Origin of the sequence: Rhodococcus koreensis, assembly GCF_017068375.1 — a bacterium.
GTDB classification, from domain to species: Bacteria; Actinomycetota; Actinomycetes; order Mycobacteriales; family Mycobacteriaceae; genus Rhodococcus_F; species Rhodococcus_F koreensis.
This window is the reverse complement of the sequence record NZ_CP070609.1, coordinates 3,031,343-3,048,512: the sequence shown is the minus strand read 5'-3', so window position 1 is coordinate 3,048,512 and position 17,170 is coordinate 3,031,343. Positions and strand designations below refer to the sequence as shown.

Sequence of the window (17,170 nt, the reverse complement as noted above, 5' to 3'; positions counted from 1 at the left end):
TCACTCGAAGGTGGTGCGCCGAATATCATCTTGTCTCGGCGCACCACCTGGTCAGGCGAACGTCAGGTGGACGGGGAGGTGCCGCAATCCGCCGACGAAGTTGGTCTGGATCATCTTGGGTTCGCCGGTCACCTCGACGCGACGAAGCTTGGGCAGCAGTTCCTCGAGCATGACCTTCATTTCGAGCTTGGCGAGATGCTGGCCGATGCACATGTGCGGTCCGTAGCCGAACGCGATCTGCTTGTTCGGACGCCGGTCGATGTCGAAGGTGTCCGGGTTGTCGAACACGTCGGCGTCGCGGTTACCGGACTGGAACAGCAGCATCAGTCGGTCGCCGGCCTTGATCGAACTCCCACGGAGTTCGTAATCGGTGAGTGCGACTCGGGTGAACTGTTTCACCGGAGACACGATCCGCAACGCTTCGTTCACCAGGTAGGGAACCAGATCGAGGTCTCCCTGCACCTGCTCGAGGATGTCGGGACGTGCGGCCAACTGCTGCAGGCAACCCGCAAGGGTGCTCGCCGTGGTGTCGTGGCCGGCGGTGGCGATGGCGACGAACCACCCGTAGGCGAACGTCTTGGGGAAGTACTCGCCGTCGGCATCCTTCGCGACCGCGATGAGAGTCGCCAGATCGTCGCGTGGTTCTCCTCGCCTGCTTTCGACGAGAACATCGAAGTAGGCGTAGAAGTCGGAGATCGCCGCTGCCCACTGCTGGGCGGCGGCATCGGGAGACAGGCTCTCGATGTCCTCACGTGTCGCATCCGGGTCGGCGACCCCGAACAGGTCCTGTGTCAGTGCCATCATGCGCGGCTCGTCTTCGACCGGCACACCGAACAGCGACATGATGACGTGCAGCGGGAAGAGCACCGCGAATTCCTGTACGGCGTCGAGGTCCTGGCTCCCGGACACGAGCCGATCGACGGATTCCTTCGCCGTCTCGCGGATGCGGTCCTCCCATTTCTTGAGGTTGGCCGGCCGGAACCAGTCGAACGCAACATCCTTGACGGTGGAGTGCTCCGGGGGATCGAGGTAGGGCAACGCGTCCAGGATGCGAAGACTTCCGCCGGTGAGTTTCTTCGTGAACTTGTCTCCGGCCTGGTTGGCGAGAATGGGGTTGTGCGAGCCCTTGTCCTCGCCGCCGCCGGCGCTGAAGATCTGCGGCTGTCGCTCGATCTCCATCAGATCGGCGTGCTTACTGACCAGCCAGAGCGGGTCGTATCCCTCAACGCGTGCCTGCCCGAGCGGCCGGTTCTCGCGCAGCCACCGGTAGGCGTCGTACAGCTTCGCGTCGTCGGTGTGTCCCTCGGCGAGAACGATCTGCCGTGCTATCTCATCGGGAATTGTTGTGGTGTTGGCGGATTCGACCGTCGTCATGATCAACCTTCTCTCTGGTGTGGGCTGAACAGCGCCGGGACGTACCGGCGCTGTCGCGCGGTGTCCGTTCATGCTGTGACTCGAGTCTCATGCATGAACGGCACCCATGCGTCACCCAGACGAGGGGTTTCGCCCCCGATTCGGAGGCAGTTCTCAGGCCGCCGAGATTCCCCCGTTGACGCTGATCGCCTGTCCGGTCAGCCGGCGCGCGGCGGGGGAGGCGAGGAAGACGGCGAGCGCAGCGAGGTCCTCGGATTCGGGGACGCCGAGGTGGGCCTGCTGTGCTGCCTTGGCGAACAGTTTGGCACTGAACCCGTCGGAGGTGATGCGTTCGGTAGACCCGGTGCCGGCGACCAGCGACGGCGTCAGGACGTTCACGCGGATTCCGCTGCGTTTGGCTTCGATGGCCAGTGTGCGGGTGAACATGACGATCGCGGCCTTCGCCGCCCCGATCACGGACTCGCCGGGCGTCGCGGTCTTGGCTGCGTCCGATGCGACGTTGATGATGACGCCGCCCTTCCGTGCCGTCATGTGGGGAACGATTTCGCTCGCGAGATACATGCACGGGAGCGCGAGTTGGTTGAAGATGCGCGCGATGTCGTCGGTGGGAATGTTCGCGAAGAGTTCCGGCCGGACGTCGGCAGCTGTCGTGGATACCAGGACATCCACGCCGCCCAGAATCCGCTCGGCTTCGGACGCGATATGGGCGGCGCCGTCGACTGTGGTTGCGTCTTCCGGCAGGAAGGTCACCTCGCACGACGAGTTGGCGGACGAGATGCGATCGACGGCAGTGTGTCCGCGTTCCGTGCTGCGTCCGACGACCATGATGCGCGGTGCGCCGGCCTGAGCGAGGCCGACGGCGGTCGCGAGCCCGATCCCTGCCGTGCCACCGACGATCAGTCCGCTGCTGTCCTTCAGTTCTTTCGGCGGTGAGATTTCATGCGTTCCCATGGTGAGCTCCTTCAGGGTGATGGGGGTCAGAGAGATACTGTGCCGCGGGCGAAGATGTCCTTCGCGATGATGCGTTTCTGGATCTCGGCTGTGCCGTCCGCGACGAGGTACGCGGTGACGTCGCGGTAGCGTTGTTGCAGAGGCGATTCGGTCGAGTACCCGAGGTTTCCGTGTACGCGCATGGCGAACTCGATCGCGTTCTTGGCCACGACGGGAGGCCACCACTTGCTCATCGACGCCAGGGCGGTGTGCGGCTGGGCGGTTTCCCGGAGCCACAGCGCCCGGTAGCAGATCCAGCGCGCACCTTCCAGGTAAGTGGCGTGCTCGGCGAATTGGAACGCGAGTCCCTGGTGCTCGGACAGCGGCTGCCCGAACGTCTCGCGTTGCTGTGCGTACGCGGCGGCTTCCTCCAGGCTTTGTTTCGCGGCGCCGAGGCACATCAGCCCGAGCGCGGCTCGGCTGAAGTCGAAGTGGTCCATGACCGAGTGAAAGCCCTTGCCGAGTTCACCGACGAGATGCGATTCGGGAACGAAGACGTCGGACAGGTGAATGCTTCCCCAGCCCAAGGGCAGGCAGCCCATGCCGGGCATGTGGCTGACACTGACCCCGTCCGCGTCGAGCGGCACGACGAAGCAACTGACACCCCGGGCACGGCTGGATCCGGGCTCTCGCGCGTAGACAAGTGCCGCAGTGGCATTCATCGCCCAGGAGATGGCCGTCTTCTCGCCGTTCAGGCGCCATCCGCCCTCTACCGCCGTTGCGGTGGTGGTCAGTGCACTCGCATCGGAGCCCGAGCCCGGTTCGGTCAACGCGATGGCGATGGTCTGCTCCCCGTTGATGAGGGGAGGGAGGTAGCGCTCCTGGATCTCGTCCCGGCACAGCGCCAATTGAGAGGCGACCAACCCGATCTGGACGGGTGCCGATGCCATGTTCACGTCGCCGTAGGCCAGGGTCTCGGTGGCGATCCCGAGGAGGACGGGGTCTTCGGTGCCCGTGCCGCCGTACTGCTCGGGCAGGCCGATGCCCAGCAATCCGAGGTCGCCGATTCTCTTCAGAATGTCGAAAGGGAAGTCCGTTGACGCGGCTCGGTCGCGGTAGCCGGGAAGTAGAACTCGGTCGCTGAACGCGGCCAGCGTCTTTCGGAACTCTTCGTGTTCGTCGGTGAATGCGAATGAAACCATTGGAGTGTGCTCCTGTGCGTGACTCGGCTGGAGAATCACGGCGAGGGGGCGTTGTCGTGCACCGAGAGCCGGACGGCCCGTTCCTCGTCCCGTGAGAACTATTCTAGGTTTGAATAGTAGGGCGTCAAAGTTAATCAGGCAAGAGATGTGCCGGGTAGATGTCTACGTGGGAGATGCGGCACCCGGGTCCGGCACCTCAACCGCGAGAGGGTCTCCTGCGGTTCTCAGTCCCCGGTTTCGACGTCACCGACGGCGCGACGTACCTGTTGCAGTTGTTCGATCAACGCTTCCAGGGTGTCGGTGTCGACGGGCGCAAGGCCGAAGCGCGCCGCGGCGAGGCGGTCGTTCGCCTCCTCGACCACCTCCAGGCCGGCCGGGGTGAGGGTTGCGAGAACGGTGCGGCGATCCGTCGCGTGGGCTTTGCGTTCGACGAGGCCCGCCTTGACGAGTTGGTCGACCGCCATCGACACGGTGGTGGGGTGGACCATGAGGTACTTGCTCAACTTGCCGAGCGTGCGAGTGCGCTGCTCCGACAGTTGCAACGACGTCAGAATGAGATAGGCGTTGCGCGACAGTCGAAGTGAACGCAGTTCCTGGTCCATGGCGCGCACGATCCACTGGTGCGTGCGGAGCAACGCCATCGTGGTTCCGAATTCCAGATCCGCCGAATCGCGCCGCTGGGACCATTCGGCTCGCATCCAGTCGACCACGTCGTGGCGCGCGTCGTCGGCCGGCGTCGGGAGTTCACTCGCCACTGGGCGTCCTCTCGTCGTCACCGAACCGCGTCGAGGTTGATCATAGAACCGCGGTCAGCCGTGCGAGAGGACGACCTTCCCGAACCCGCTTCCCTGTTCGAGATGCTTGTGTGCGGCGGCCGCTTCGGCGAGGGGGAATGCCGCGCTGATGGGTACGGGCGGGACGGATTCGGTGTCCAGCAGTGTCAGGAGCCCCGCGAAGTCCCGGGGACTGCCCATCGTGGTTCCGATCAGTTCGTACTGACCGAAGTAGAAAGGCCGGACGTCGAGGGTGGCGAGCTCGCTGCGCGACGCGCCCAGCACGACCAGGCGGCCACCCGGCCGCAGTGCGGCGATGGCCTGCTCCCAGGTCCCCACCGAATCCAGGACGAGGTCGAATCCCTGACCGTCCGGGGTGAGTCGGCGAGCCTCGTCCGGCCATTCGGGGTCGGTGTAGAGCACACCGTTCGCGGCGCCGAGTTCCTGTGCCTGCGCGATCTTGGCCGCCGTGGAGGACGTGACGGTGACGTTCGCTCCTACTGCGGAAGCCAGCATGACGGCCATGGTCGCGACGCCGCCGCCAGCACCCAGGACGAGCACGTTCTCGCCGGCGCGGAGGCGGCCACGCGTGAACAGGGCGCGGTAGGTGGTGAGTCCGACGAGGGGCAGTGCGGCGGCCTGCTCCCAGCTGAGCCCGCGTGGTTTGGGGGCGACGCAGTCTGCGGGAACGCGCACCAACTCGGCATAGGTGCCTCGCTGGTGATCGCCGAGGATCTCCCACTGTGCGCTCGGCGCGGCGTCGCGATCTCCCCACCACAGCGACGGGAGGACGAGAACCTCCTCGCCCGTGTCGCTGCGAATGCCTGCGCCGTCGGCGCCGAGTACGTGCGGCAGCGGTGACGAATACCTGCCCTGGCGGACGAGGACGTCGTGCCAGTTGAGCGCGGCCGCCTTCAGGCGGACGGTGACCCAACCCGAGCTCGCCACGGGGTCGGAAATCGACTCCACCTTCAAGACATCCGGCTCCCCGAATTCTCGCAACACGACGGCGTCCACAAAAAGTCCTTTCGGTCGTACCATTCGCACGGTAGCATGTTTTTCGTGCGCATTCGGCGGTGGTTGCGCCTTCTGGTCGCGGCGGTGACGGGACGGAGTGTGCCGATCCCGGTCGATTCCTGGCAGCTGCTGTACAAGTCGCTCGACCGCATCAGAGTCGTTGATGATCGCGTATCTGCTATCCCGTGGTTGGGCGGTCGTCACCGCCGACTACGAAGGACCGGAATCCGAATTCCTCGCCGGACCACAGGCCGGCTACGCGGTTCTCGACGGCATCCGCGCTGCCCTCCAGTTCGGGCCGAGTGGACCGAGCCCGCATGTGCCGAGTCACAACACCACCTTGGTCTCCGGCGCGCCGGGTGCGATCGACTTCCTTGCAGCACGTTTCGCCGGCCGGGCTGCCGTCGACGATTGCGTGTGACATCTGCGAATCTCAGAGCGGGTAGTGCGTCAGCACCCCCATCGGATCGTGCCTTTGCCGCAGTTCGCGCAGTCGCCGCAGGTTTCCGCCGTAGGCAGCGTCGATCTCGGCGCCCGTCTCGGGGAATCCGGGCCGGACTTCGACGCTGTAGACGCCGGTGGTGTGGGGTGCGAGCGCGTCGAGGGTGCCGCCCGCCCAGGACAGGCAGGCGGCGCCGTCGTAGGGGTCGGACCAGATGGCGTTGAGCGGGATGTTCCATTCGCCGCCGCGACCCCAGAAGGCGGTGTCGCCGTTACCCACATCGGCGAGTGCACCGCCGGTGTGCTGGAAGTCGATACGACATTCTCGCGTCGGCGCCCCGCGGATCTGGGTGGCCAGGGCTTCTGCGAGGTGGGAGTCGAGGGTCGGTCCGGTGAAGACGGCCTTCCCGAAGAACGACCCCCTGTGGTCACCCGGTTGGGGCAGCCGGATCGGTTCCGGTTCTTCGCCGTCGGCTCCGGGTGGCGCGAATTCGGGTAGCCCGTCGAGGTAGTTGCCCGAGGTCTCGGACCGGTACAGCACGCTGCCCGACACGGCGGCGACCGAGGTGGCGGCGGCCCGGGCGCGGTCGATGTCGGATGCATCGTCGCTCGCGCACGCGGTGTACACGAACAGGACGGGTTCGTCGGCGGACAGCGCGCTGTAACCGAGCACCGCGCCCATCGTCGTGTCACGCGGAAGCGTCGGGGCGACACGGAAATAGGTGGCGAGCGCTTCGAGTCCGAGCACCATTCGATCGACCCACACCGGGCCCTGCGGATGGGTGCGCAGCACCGCCGACGTGACGACCCCGAAGCACGGTGCGCAACCCCGGACCGCCCACCACAGATCGGCCTCGTCGCCGGTGCTGGCATCGGACAGGTGGACGACTTCGCCGGAGGGCAGCACGAGTTCGACCTCGAGCAGTTGATCGACGGTCAGCCCGAGACTGCGGGTGAGGTAGCCGACGCCGCCGCGGGTGACGAGTCCGAAGCCGGCATGCCCCACGATCCCGACCGGCACCACCCGGCCGGTGGGGGCGAGTGCGTCCAGCATGGTTCCCACGGTGGCGCCGCCGGCGACGACCACTCGGTCGTCCTCGGGCCGCGCCGTGTTCATCTGGGCAGACAAGTCGAGCATGACGGCGTCGTCGGCGACACAGTTCGAACTCAGCCCGCCGCCGCGGACGGTGACGGTGCCGCCCGTCCGATGCGCAACCCGCATGACAGTGGAGACGTCCTCCACGGACTCCGGTTCGACGATGCAGGACGGTCGGCGTCTCGCGGCGTCGGGAAAGAACACTCTGCCCAGTGCCGCGCGGTAGTCGTCGGTGTCCGGGAGATGAACCCGGTGCGGGAGCACCGCCTTCAGCTGCGCGACACATTCCGCGGATGGTGAACTCACGAGCGCCTCCTATCCGGTTGCGTTACCTGCCTGCCACTCGGCCCACGGAACTTCCCAATCCCCGTACGTGTCCCACACGGGCAGGATCGGTCCGCCCGAGTTGGTGATCTCGACGACGTCGCCGATACCGAAGTGGTCGAACATCCACTGGGCGTTGGCGGGAGCCAGGTTCACGCAGCCGTGGGAGACGTTGCTGTTGCCCTGATCGCCCACCGACCACGGCGCCGAGTGGACGAACTCGCCGTCGTTCGAGATGCGGAGGTTCAGGTCGACCTTCTCGCGGTAGTAGTCGGGGTCGCCGGCACAGACGCCGTACGTGCAGGAGTCCATGATGATGCTCTGCTGCCTGTCGGAGACCACGTGCGGGCCCTCGTGCGAGGGGTGGTCGGGGGAGCCGAGGCTCATCGGCATCGAGGTTTCCTGAACACCGTTGTGGAACACGGTGAGCACCTCGCTGGCACCGTCCGCCTTGGCGACCCACGAGTCGTGCACGGTGTAGTCGGCGGCATTGTTCTCGGCACCGAAGACGCCGTCGCCCAGGTCGACGCCGAACACGTCCGCCTCGATGTGGATCTTGGTTCCCGGCGCCCAATAGTTTGCGGCGCGATAGTGCGCGTTCTGGTCGTCGGTCCAGTACCAGGCCCCGGGCTGCGGCGGTGTTGTCGTCACGTGCAGTCGCTCCTGCACCGCGGCCTTGTTGGCGACCGGAGCGGTGAACTGGAACACCATGGGCTGGCCGACGCCGATGCCCGTGTCCGCGACGACCTCGGGTGCCGGGACGACGTTCGCGTACGCGGTGGAATCGGGGGTCATCGTCGTCACCGTGAACGTCTGCTCGACGGGGGCGCCGTCGGGGTTCGCCGCGTCGGCGACGACCGTGTACGTGGACCCGTATCCGAGGGGCGCGGTGCTCGTCCAACTCGTGCCGTCGGGGGCGAGGGCGCCGGCGACCGGTGCGCCGGCGTCCGCGGGATTCGTGACCGTCACGGTGGTCAGCCGGCCGCCCGTGGCGGTGACCACGATCGGGGTGGTCGGGTTGATCGGCGCGCCGGCGGCCGCGGGAACGGCAATCGAGGCGGGCGCGGCCTGGGTGGTGGTCGGGGGTTCCGAGGTGCCGGTGTCTCCGATGGTGCATGCCGTGGCCAGGAACGTCAGGGCCACCACTGCAACGATGCCGGCTGTCCGTGTGCGGAGAGTCACGACCACCTTCTTTCGGATCTCGATCAGCGTTTCGCCGTCCTCATACTGCCAGCGATCGCCTCGGAGTTTCCTGTCAGACACCCGCCGACCCTGCCCGACCTGGGTGAATCCGTCCACTCACGACGATTTAGACAGCTGTGCTGGCAATATTTCTGACTGTATGCGCACGTAGTTGGCGCAACATGACGATTGACCTGGAGAAATAAAACAGCTAGACTGGCTAATGAAATTGCTCCGGCGAACGAGAGGCGAATACATGGACGAGAAGGCTGATCGACTCCGTGAGGATGTCGTGATGTTCACCCGGCGCATCCGGACCCAGCGGTCCGGGCACCTGCTCACGCCCTCGCAGCTGCAGGCCCTCGCGCATCTCGACCGGGAAGGTCCGATGAGCGCCCGTGCCCTCGCCGATCTCGAGCAGGTGGCGCCGCAGTCCATCGCGCGGACCGTCTCGATCCTCGAGGACTCCGGCATGGTATCCCGCACGGTGGACCCCCAGGACGCGCGGGCGAGCATCGTCGCGATCACCGCGCTGGGATTGCAGACCCTCACCGCCGACCGGTCGCGGCGGAGCGAATGGCTCTCGGCGGCGCTCGCCACCGAATGCACCGAGGCTGAACGCGACCTCCTCTTCATCGCCGGACGGCTACTCCGCCGACTCGCAGCAACCCCCGAGTCGGCGCCGCAGCGGGAGTCACTGATGAACTCGTGAGCGGTACCGTCGCCGACACCGCTGTCGCGCAGAAGTCGCCGTCCGTACCGTTCCGGGTCAGCGGATCCGTCGCCACCGGGAGCATTCTCCAACCCCTGAACTCGTCGATGATCGCGGTGGCGATCGTCGGCATCGCCGCCCAGTTCGGCTCCTCGTCCGGCATCACCTGGGTGATCTCCGCGCTCTACATCGCCACCGCCGTCACCGCGCCGATGGCGGGGAAGCTCGGCGCCCTCCTCGGCGCCCGGAAGGTGTACCTCGGGGGCCTCGCACTGGTGGCGCTGGGCTCCGTGGCCGGTCTGCTCGCACCCACGGTCGGCTGGCTGATCTTCTCCCGCATCCTCGTCGGAATCGGAACCGCCACCCAGTATCCCAACGCGATGACGATGATTCGCGGGTACGCGGAACGGCACGGTGCGCAACCGCGCACCGCGATCACGACCCTCGCGATCTGCAGCCAGGGCGTCGTGGCACTCGGCCCGACGCTCGGCGGACTGCTGGTGGGTGCGTTCGGCTGGCAGTCGATCATGTGGATCAACCTCCCGATCGTCGCGTTCAGCGCGATCGCGGTCACGAAGTTCGCGAACGTCGGTTTCGTCGGCGGCATGTCGGTCAGTCGACGCCAGCTGTTGCACGCACTCGACGTCGTGGGAGTCCTGCTGTTTCTCGCGCTCGTCTCGTCCACGATGCTGTTCCTGTTGTCGGTCACCACCGACCCGGTGTGGTGGCTGATCCCCGTGTGGGCGCTGGTGCTGGCGCTGTTCGTCCAGTGGGAACGTCGGGCGGATGAACCGTTCATCGACGTTCGGGCACTGGCCCGGAACCGGGCGCTCAGCGCGACCCTCGCGCGGACCCTCCTCACCTACACCGCCTTCTACTGCGTCTTCTTCGGAATCCCGCAGTGGTTGCAGTACTCCCGGGGGATGGGCGCCACCGAGGCGGGGCTGACGATGCTTCCCGTCGCCGTCGTCGGTATCGGCTCCACGCTGCTCGCGTCCCGGACGTACCGGCGGCACGGGGTGCGCCGAACGCTCACCGTCGGGACGTGCGCGCTGCTGGTGGGCGGGGTGCTCCTGGCCTCGGTGGAGAGCAGCACCGCCCCGATCGTCGTGCTGCTCATGGTGGCGGCGGTGCTGGGAATCCCCAACGGATTCAACAATATCGGCAACCAGAATCTGATCAGCTCGGTCACGTCCGTCGAGGAAGTGGGCACGGCCATCGGGATGTACCGCACCGTGCAGTACATCGGGGCGAACCTGTCGGCCGTCGTGCTGCAGACCACCGCCGGTCACGTCATCGGCGACGACGGACTGCACCGCACGGGATGGTTCATCGCGATCGCGGGTGTTCTCCTCCTCGCCGGGGTCCTGATGTCGCGGAACATGGGCGACCGCCGGTCCGCTGCGTAGGGGGCACGTCAGGAGGGAGCCGTTCCTCCGACCGCCCGCCAGACCAGCGCCGCGGTCCGGGCCGCCCAGTCCGCGGGGGGCGGATCGCCGGCCAGGGCGCGGCCGTACCAACTGCCCGTGGTCATCGTGACGGCGACCTCGAGATCGGCGTCGGCGTCGATCATCTTCAGCTCCGCGGCACGATCCAGGATGGCGCGGACACGGCGCCGGCGCGGTGCCACCACCCGGGCACGGTACTGCGCGCGGACGTCGCCGTCCGTCGTGTCCTGCAGCATCGTCCCGACCAGTGACAGCCGGCCGGTGCACGACACCCCGCGCTGGAAGTCGGCCAGTTCGCGAACCAGATCACCGAACGGGTCCGCCGACGACCGGCCGGTCTCCTCGTCGGCCAACTGCGCCACGACGGCCGCGGCCAACTCCGCCTTCGTCGCCCACCGGCGGTACAGCGCCTGGCGGGTGGTGCCCGCCTCCGCCGCGATCGCGGCGAGCGACATCGCGTCGTATCCGGCCCGGGACAGTTGCCGGCCCGCAACTCTCAGGACCCGGGTGTCGATGTCGGTGTCGCGACTGCGCCCGGCCACACTCATGCTCGAACCTCTTTTCAATCCAATACTGATGTGTATTGTAATGGAGAGACGACGGAAATCGGGAGCTCGCATGAGTGATCAGGACACCCCGTCCCTGTACGAATGGGCGGGCGGTGAGCAGTCGTTCCGGCGGCTGATCGACGCCTTCTACGACCGGGTGGAGCGCGACGAACTGCTGTCGCCGATGTTCCCCGGCGGCGTGCACGAGGAGCATCGCCGCAACGTCACCCTGTGGTGGTGCGAGGTGTTCGGCGGCCCGCCGGGATACACCGAACACCTCGGCGGCTACGAACGCATGCTGCGGCACCACATCGGTCTCGCCATCAGCCCGCAACAGCGGCACCGCTTCGCCGCGACCATGAGTCTCGCCGCCGACGACGCGGCCCTGCCGTCCGACCCCGAATTCCGCTCCGCCTTCATGGCATACGTCGAGTGGGGGACCCGGCTCGCACTGCAGAATTCGAGTCCGGGAGCCGAGGTGGTCGAGCACGCACCCGTCCCGCACTGGGGTTGGGGCGTCGCCCCGCCCTACCGCGGCTGACCGGAGATCGGGCAACCCGAGCTGGCGGCCGGGAGAAAGTTGGGGCGGAGGTCCATGTCGGGTGCGTCGTAGAGTCGGTGGAACGTCGGGGTGAGCGCCGCCGACATCGGTGGGTTGATCCACGACCAGTCGGTGGGGCACTTCCGGCCCAGCGATTCCTCGCGTTCGACATGGCTGATGAACTGCTTGGCGACGGTGTGATGATCGACCATGTGCACCCCGGACTGCCGGTAACTGTGGATCACGGCGCGGTTCAGTTCGACCAGTGCCCGGTCGCGCCAGAGCGTCCGCTCCGAGGACGTGTCCAGGCACAGCTTTTCGGCGATGGCGGGCAGCATGTCGTACCGGTCCCGGTCGCTGAAGTTGCGGGCCCCGACCTCCGTGCTCACGTACCACCCACTGAACGGCGCCAGCGGATACGTCAGCCCGCCGACGGAGAAGCTCATGTTCGACACGGCGGGCACGGCATGCCATTTGAGACCGAAATCGGCGAACCAGGCGTAGTCGGGGTGCTCGATCTCGACCTCGAGCACCAGCTCGGATGGAATCTCGTACCAGCGCAGCGTCTCGTCGGGGGTGCTCACCAGCAGCGGCAGCACGTCGAATGGCGTGCCTGCGCCCCGCCACCCCATCTTCGTCACCGCCTCGGTGATTCCGACCTGGGCGGGGTCCCCGGTCACCGTCCCGTCCGCGTGGCGGTAGCCGGCGTACCGGATCAGTTGCGGGCTGACGATCTTGTACTCGCGTCCGTCCGCCAGCGGTAGGGGACCGACCGTGATGACCGAGCGCAGCGCGCCGCCGTTCGTCGCGACCCGCAGGTGCTCCCAGCACGCCTCCGCAATCTCGTCCGCGGTGGTGGCGTGGCGGGCATCGATCAGCTTCAGCGTGCGCCAGTGCTTGCGACCGACGCAGCGGGCGTGATTGCGCCACGCCAGCTGCGAGCCGACTTCCAGTTCCTCCACGGTGTGCTCGTAGCGGCCCGCCTCGGCCAGCGACTCCAGTGCGTCCGCGAGGCGGGCGGTGGGCAGGTGGGCCAGCTCGGGCTCGCTGAAGAACTCTGCGCACTCCCGCATCTGCGCTGCGGACCGCGACGTGACATCCAGCGAGTACGACATAGTCCCTGTGCTGCTCACCATTGACCTCCCGGCGATCGTGGATCCTGCGGCGGTCAGTATGTCAGCGAAGCGGGCACACTCGTCCACCGAGTGCGGACGGGGTGAGGAAATACCGCCGGCAGGACGGCGGTTCCCCCGGAGGTGAAGCTCTCGATTCTGGACCGGTCCCGCACGCGCCGCGGTGCGCCCGACTCTGCCGCGCTGACCGGGACGATCGAGCGGGCGGTGCACGCCGAACACCTCGGATTCGAGCGGTTCTGGGTGGCCGAGCACCACGCCGTGCCGGGCATCGCGAGCGGGTCGCCGCCCCTGTGCTGCTCGCGGCCCTCGGCGCCCGCACCAGCCGGATCCGGTTGGGCTCGGGTGGTGTGATGTTGCCGAACCACCAGCCGCTGGTGGTGGCCGAACAATTCCTGATGCTCGAGGCCGTGTACCCGGGCCGCATCGACCTGGGGGTCGGGCGGTCCCTGGGATTCACCAAGCCGGTGCGGGAGGCGCTGCGACGCGACCGCAACGCCCCCGACACGTTCGCGGACGACCTCGACGAGGTGCGGAACTACCTCGAGGGCAAGGGCACCGTGACGGCCCGGCCCCAGGTGGCGAGCCCCCGTCGATGTTCGTTCTCGCGACTCGCCGCGGACTCGACTTCGCCGCGAAGGCGGGTCTGCCGGTGGTGGTCGGCGGGCCGATCCTTCAAGGGTCGGGCGCGCGCGTCCCGGAACTCGACCGGTACCGCGACAGCTTCGTCCCATCCGCCGTTCACCGGGCCCCGTACGTGATGATCTCGCTCGAGGTCATGATCGCCGAGAACGACGACCGGGCCCGTGAACTGCTGCTCCCGGAGGCGTGGGCGCTGGCGCAATCGAGCCGGACCGGCGAATTTCCGCCGCTCGAATCGGTCGCGGACATACGCACTCAGCCCTGGACCCCGCGGCTGCGCGAACAGGTCGACGCCACGATCGCGTCGTCGATCCACGGCGACGCCGAGCAGGTGAAGGTCGCGCTCGACGCGCTGAGGGCGCGCACCGGCGCCGACGAACTCCTGGCCTCGACGTCCACGTTCGACCGGGACGCGCTGTTCGAATCCGATCGGCTGTTGTCACTCCTGGACGTGTGACCCGCACGGCACACAACAGTTGCCGCAAGCCTTGCGCAAGTCTTGACAATCTTGCGCAAGCGGGTGAATAGTGTGTGTCGGCAGTCACAACGAACAGCGAGGCGGTAGCACAGTGGCACCCACCTTGACCGAGGTCGCTCAACGCGCAGGGGTATCCCTGTCCACCGCATCGCGGGCGTTCAGTGCCCCGGACCGGATCGGACCGGACACTCTCGCGCGGATCATCGCGGTCGCCGACGAGATCGGCTACCGGGCGGCGTCGCCGACACGCAATGACGCCGTGAGGCCGACGGCGACCACCGTCGCTGTCGTGGTGCCCGACATTGCGCACACGGTGTTCGCGAGTTTCGTGAAGGCGGCGCAGGCTCAGGGGTGGCACCGGCGGCAGACCGTGCTCCTCACCGACACGGACGGCAGCGCGGATCGTGAGCGCGAGGTCCTCGGCGAATTGCAGGGTCGTGTCGACGCACTCGTCGTCTGCGCGCCGCGACTGCCCGCGTCCGACATCGTGCAGCTTGCCGGCGACACCCCACTGGTGCTCGTCAACCGGTCTTCGCCCGAATGCGATTGCATCGTGGCGGATTCCGAGGACGGTCTTCGTCAGACCATCGACTACCTCGTTGCCCTCGGGCACGAACACCTCGCCTACGTTCAGGGCTCGCCGCAGTCCTGGTCGAATCAGCGCCGCGTCGCCGCGGTCGAGGAATTCTGCAAGTCCCGCGATGTGCAGCTGAGCCTGCTCGGATGGCAGCAGGAGACCCTCGCGGGTGGTCATGCCGCGGCCGCGAGCGTGATCGCGACCGGTGCGAGTGCCGTGATCACACACAACGATCCGATGGCGATCGGTGTGATGAACGGCGTCCGCGCAATGGGCTTTTCGGTTCCGGACGACCTGAGCGTCGTCGGCATCGACGACTCACCGCTGGCCGAGCTCGCCAACCCCGCGCTCACGAGTGTCAACGTGCCCATGGCGAGAGCCGGCGTGCTGAGTCTCGACCTGGTGTACCAGCGCGCCGGCGAACCGGATTCCGACGTCCGCGAAGTTCACCTCCCCACACAACTTGTCGTCCGTGCGTCGGCCGGACCGGCGCACGATCGGGTGTTTCGCCCCGGAAAAGAGAGCCGCTAGATGAAAATCGTTGTTGCCGACAGTAATCTGATCCCACACCGGGCGCGGTTCGATGCCGCGGTTCCCACAGGATCGCAACTGTCCTGGCACGGCAGCTTCGACGAGGCTGCCCTGATCGAAGATCTGCGTGACGCCGACGTGTATGTCGGGGGAAAGTTCACGCCGTCGATGGCGTCGTCCGCGACCACGCTGCGGCTCGTGCACGTCGCCGGCGCCGGGACAGACAATATCTCGTTCGGCGCCCTGGCCCCCGACGTGCTGGTGGCGAACACCTTCCACCACGAGAAGTCGATCGCGGAATACGTCGTGGCGGCCGCAGTGATGCTTCGGCGCGGCTTCGTCGCCCAGGACGCGGCCCTGCGGCGCGGGGTGTGGGCGACGTCGGTCTACGACGACCGCCTCACACAGTCGAATTCACTGCAGGGTGCGCGGGTGGGTTTCGTGGGTTTCGGCCACATCGGCAACGCCGCGTGGAATCTGTTCCGGGCATTCGGCGCGACAGGAGCGGCCGTGACCGGCCGCGGCAACGTCGATGCGACGGGTGAGGGGTTGGACTGGGCGGCCGACGTGTCCCAGCTCGGGCGTCTCCTCGCCGAATCCGATGTCGTCGTGGTGTCCGCACCGCTCGACGACCGGACGCGGGGCATGATCGGCGCCGACGAATTGCGTGCGCTGGGCAGCGACGGTGTGCTGGTCAACGTGGGCCGCGGGCCTCTCGTCCAGGAGCAGGCACTGTTCGACGCGCTGTCCTCGTCGACCATCGCGGCTGCGGCCATCGACGTCTGGTACGACTATCCCGGAGCCGACGGTCGAGGTGCGCCCAGTGCCCTCCCGTTCTCCGAACTCCCCAACATCATGATGACGCCGCATTCTTCCGGGGTGTCGCGGCAGACGTTTCTCGGCCGCGTCGACGACATCACCGACAACATCACCCGACTCGCACGCGGGGAGCAGTTGCGCAACGTCGTTGCTCCCGCGGTCGGAGCGAAAGGATCACGGGCATGACCGACAAGATCATCTCCGCGGACGTGCTGGTCTGCAGCCCCACCCGCAACTTCGTCACCCTGAAGATCACCACCGCCGACGGCGTCGTCGGTTACGGTGACGCGACACTGAACGGCCGCGAACTGTCCGTCGCGTCGTATCTGCGAGACCACGTCGCGCCCTTGCTGATCGGACGGGACGCGACGCGGATCGAGGACACCTGGCAGTACCTCTACCGTGGGGTGTACTGGCGCCGCGGGCCGGTCACGATGGCCGCGATCGGCGCGGTCGACGTGGCGCTCTGGGACATCAAGGGCAAGACGCTCGGCCAGCCCGTCTACCAGTTGCTCGGCGGTGCCGTGCGTGACCGCGTCCTGTCGTACACCCACGCCACCGGGTGGGACGTGCCCGCGCTGCTCGACTCCGTCGACGCCAAGCGGGAGAAGGGCTTTCAGGCGATTCGTGTGCAGTCCGGGGTGCCCGGACTCGATTCGGTCTACGGTGTGCACAAGGGGGCTGCGGGATACGAGCCCGCGAGCCGCGGCGCACTCCCGGTCGAAGAGGTATGGGACACGGACGCCTACCTCAATCATGTGCCCGGGGTCCTCGCGGCGGTCCGGGACCATGTCGGCCCCGACCTCAAGTTGCTGCACGACGCCCACCATCGACTCACCCCGCAGCAGGCCGCGCGGCTCGGCAAATCGCTCGAGCCGGTGAATCTGTTCTGGCTCGAGGACGTCACGCCGGCAGAGAACCAGGACGCGTTGCGTCTGGTGCGCAACCACACCACGACGCCGCTGGCGATCGGCGAGGTCTTCAACACGATCTGGGATTGCCAGCACCTGATCACCGAACAACTGATCGACTTCATTCGCGTGGCGGTCGTCCACGCCGGCGGAATCAGCCACGTCCGCAAGATATTTGCGCTCGCCGAGGTGTATCAGGTGCGAGGCGGACCGCACGGGCCGTCGGACGTTTCGCCGATCTCCCTGGGCGCGAGCCTACAGCTCGGACTGGCGACGCCGAACTTCGGAATTCAGGAATACATGGGCTACGACCCGCTCGTCAGTGAGGTCTTCCCGCACGCATGGTCGTTCGCGGACGGCCATCTCACCCCCGGTGACGCGCCGGGTGTCGGAGTGACGATGAACGAGGAACTCGCGGCGAAGTATCCCTACGAGCAGGCCTACCTCCCGGTCGCCCGGCGCCGCGACGGCTCCATGACGGATTGGTGACG

At 67.1% G+C, this 17,170-nt stretch carries 17 protein-coding genes and 1 pseudogene; 9 read left to right on the top strand and 9 right to left on the bottom strand.

Annotation, left to right across the window (positions count from 1 at the left end; genetic code table 11):
- Nucleotides 1–51 precede the first annotated feature (51 nt).
- From JWS14_RS14075 to JWS14_RS14055, 5 genes are all read right to left on the bottom strand, one after another.
- Nucleotides 52–1,374, bottom strand: a complete 1,323-nt coding sequence (locus tag JWS14_RS14075; protein ID WP_206013544.1) for a cytochrome P450 — start codon at nucleotides 1,372–1,374, stop codon at nucleotides 52–54.
- Nucleotides 1,375–1,527: 153 nt separating this feature from the next.
- Nucleotides 1,528–2,325: an SDR family NAD(P)-dependent oxidoreductase gene (locus tag JWS14_RS14070; protein WP_072937179.1), complete on the bottom strand. Its 798-nt coding sequence runs from the start codon at nucleotides 2,323–2,325 to the stop codon at nucleotides 1,528–1,530.
- A 26-nt stretch (nucleotides 2,326–2,351) separates the two neighbouring features.
- Complete coding sequence (locus JWS14_RS14065) at nucleotides 2,352–3,506, bottom strand: acyl-CoA dehydrogenase family protein (RefSeq protein WP_206013543.1); 1,155 nt, start codon at nucleotides 3,504–3,506, stop codon at nucleotides 2,352–2,354.
- A gap of 224 nt (nucleotides 3,507–3,730) precedes the next feature.
- Nucleotides 3,731–4,261 (bottom strand): MarR family winged helix-turn-helix transcriptional regulator, encoded by a 531-nt coding sequence (locus tag JWS14_RS14060; RefSeq protein ID WP_206013542.1) that lies wholly within the window; start codon nucleotides 4,259–4,261, stop codon nucleotides 3,731–3,733.
- A gap of 54 nt (nucleotides 4,262–4,315) precedes the next feature.
- Complete coding sequence (locus JWS14_RS14055; protein ID WP_206013541.1) at nucleotides 4,316–5,296, bottom strand: quinone oxidoreductase family protein; 981 nt, start codon at nucleotides 5,294–5,296, stop codon at nucleotides 4,316–4,318.
- Nucleotides 5,297–5,459: 163 nt separating this feature from the next.
- Here JWS14_RS14055 and JWS14_RS50055 point away from each other — a divergent pair, with 163 nt between their 5' ends.
- Nucleotides 5,460–5,717, top strand: coding sequence for a lipase family protein (locus JWS14_RS50055; protein ID WP_072937183.1), 258 nt, complete (start codon nucleotides 5,460–5,462; stop codon nucleotides 5,715–5,717).
- Nucleotides 5,718–5,729: 12 nt separating this feature from the next.
- On the opposite strand, the gene JWS14_RS14045 is transcribed toward JWS14_RS50055, so the two are convergent.
- Both JWS14_RS14045 and JWS14_RS14040 read right to left on the bottom strand, forming a co-directional pair.
- Nucleotides 5,730–7,139, bottom strand: a complete 1,410-nt coding sequence (locus JWS14_RS14045) for an FAD-binding oxidoreductase (protein WP_206013540.1) — start codon at nucleotides 7,137–7,139, stop codon at nucleotides 5,730–5,732.
- Between the two features lie 9 nt (nucleotides 7,140–7,148).
- Nucleotides 7,149–8,345 (bottom strand): L,D-transpeptidase, encoded by a 1,197-nt coding sequence (locus JWS14_RS14040; protein WP_206016015.1) that lies wholly within the window; start codon nucleotides 8,343–8,345, stop codon nucleotides 7,149–7,151.
- Between the two features lie 250 nt (nucleotides 8,346–8,595).
- On the opposite strand from JWS14_RS14040, the gene JWS14_RS14035 reads away from it, so the two are divergent.
- Complete coding sequence (locus JWS14_RS14035) at nucleotides 8,596–9,051, top strand: MarR family winged helix-turn-helix transcriptional regulator (protein ID WP_206013539.1); 456 nt, start codon at nucleotides 8,596–8,598, stop codon at nucleotides 9,049–9,051.
- Nucleotides 9,048–10,460 carry an MFS transporter gene (locus JWS14_RS14030; protein ID WP_206013538.1) on the top strand — a complete coding sequence of 471 codons (1,413 nt, stop codon included), beginning with the start codon at nucleotides 9,048–9,050 and terminating at the stop codon, nucleotides 10,458–10,460. The genes JWS14_RS14035 and JWS14_RS14030 overlap by 4 nt, the downstream gene beginning before the upstream one ends.
- An 8-nt stretch (nucleotides 10,461–10,468) precedes the next feature.
- On the opposite strand, the gene JWS14_RS14025 is transcribed toward JWS14_RS14030, so the two are convergent.
- Nucleotides 10,469–11,047 carry a TetR/AcrR family transcriptional regulator gene (locus tag JWS14_RS14025; RefSeq protein ID WP_072937187.1) on the bottom strand — a complete coding sequence of 193 codons (579 nt, stop codon included), beginning with the start codon at nucleotides 11,045–11,047 and terminating at the stop codon, nucleotides 10,469–10,471.
- 70 nt (nucleotides 11,048–11,117) lie between these two features.
- On the opposite strand from JWS14_RS14025, the gene JWS14_RS14020 reads away from it, so the two are divergent.
- Nucleotides 11,118–11,588: a group II truncated hemoglobin gene (locus JWS14_RS14020; protein WP_072937188.1), complete on the top strand. Its 471-nt coding sequence runs from the start codon at nucleotides 11,118–11,120 to the stop codon at nucleotides 11,586–11,588.
- Here JWS14_RS14020 and JWS14_RS14015 read toward each other — a convergent pair.
- On the bottom strand, nucleotides 11,576–12,703 hold the full coding sequence (locus JWS14_RS14015; RefSeq protein ID WP_072937189.1) for a nitric oxide synthase oxygenase: 1,128 nt from the start codon (nucleotides 12,701–12,703) through the stop codon (nucleotides 11,576–11,578). The two genes, JWS14_RS14020 and JWS14_RS14015, sit on opposite strands and share 13 nt — an antisense overlap.
- A 141-nt stretch (nucleotides 12,704–12,844) precedes the next feature.
- Here JWS14_RS14015 and JWS14_RS50045 point away from each other — a divergent pair.
- The 5 genes and pseudogenes from JWS14_RS50045 (at nucleotide 12,845) to manD (ending at nucleotide 17,168) form a co-directional block, all read left to right on the top strand.
- A pseudogene (locus tag JWS14_RS50045) lies at nucleotides 12,845–13,482 on the top strand (MsnO8 family LLM class oxidoreductase).
- A complete protein-coding gene (locus JWS14_RS50040; protein WP_241031336.1) occupies nucleotides 13,482–13,820 on the top strand; it encodes a hypothetical protein in 339 nt (112 codons plus the stop codon). The pseudogene JWS14_RS50045 and the gene JWS14_RS50040 overlap by 1 nt, the downstream one beginning before the upstream one ends.
- A gap of 112 nt (nucleotides 13,821–13,932) precedes the next feature.
- Nucleotides 13,933–14,949: a LacI family DNA-binding transcriptional regulator gene (locus JWS14_RS14005; RefSeq protein WP_072937191.1), complete on the top strand. Its 1,017-nt coding sequence runs from the start codon at nucleotides 13,933–13,935 to the stop codon at nucleotides 14,947–14,949.
- On the top strand, nucleotides 14,950–15,954 hold the full coding sequence (locus JWS14_RS14000) for a 2-hydroxyacid dehydrogenase (RefSeq protein WP_072937192.1): 1,005 nt from the start codon (nucleotides 14,950–14,952) through the stop codon (nucleotides 15,952–15,954).
- Nucleotides 15,951–17,168: a D-mannonate dehydratase ManD gene (gene manD / locus JWS14_RS13995; protein ID WP_206013537.1), complete on the top strand. Its 1,218-nt coding sequence runs from the start codon at nucleotides 15,951–15,953 to the stop codon at nucleotides 17,166–17,168. Before JWS14_RS14000 ends, manD begins: the two co-directional genes overlap by 4 nt.
- Nucleotides 17,169–17,170: the final 2 nt, after the last annotated feature.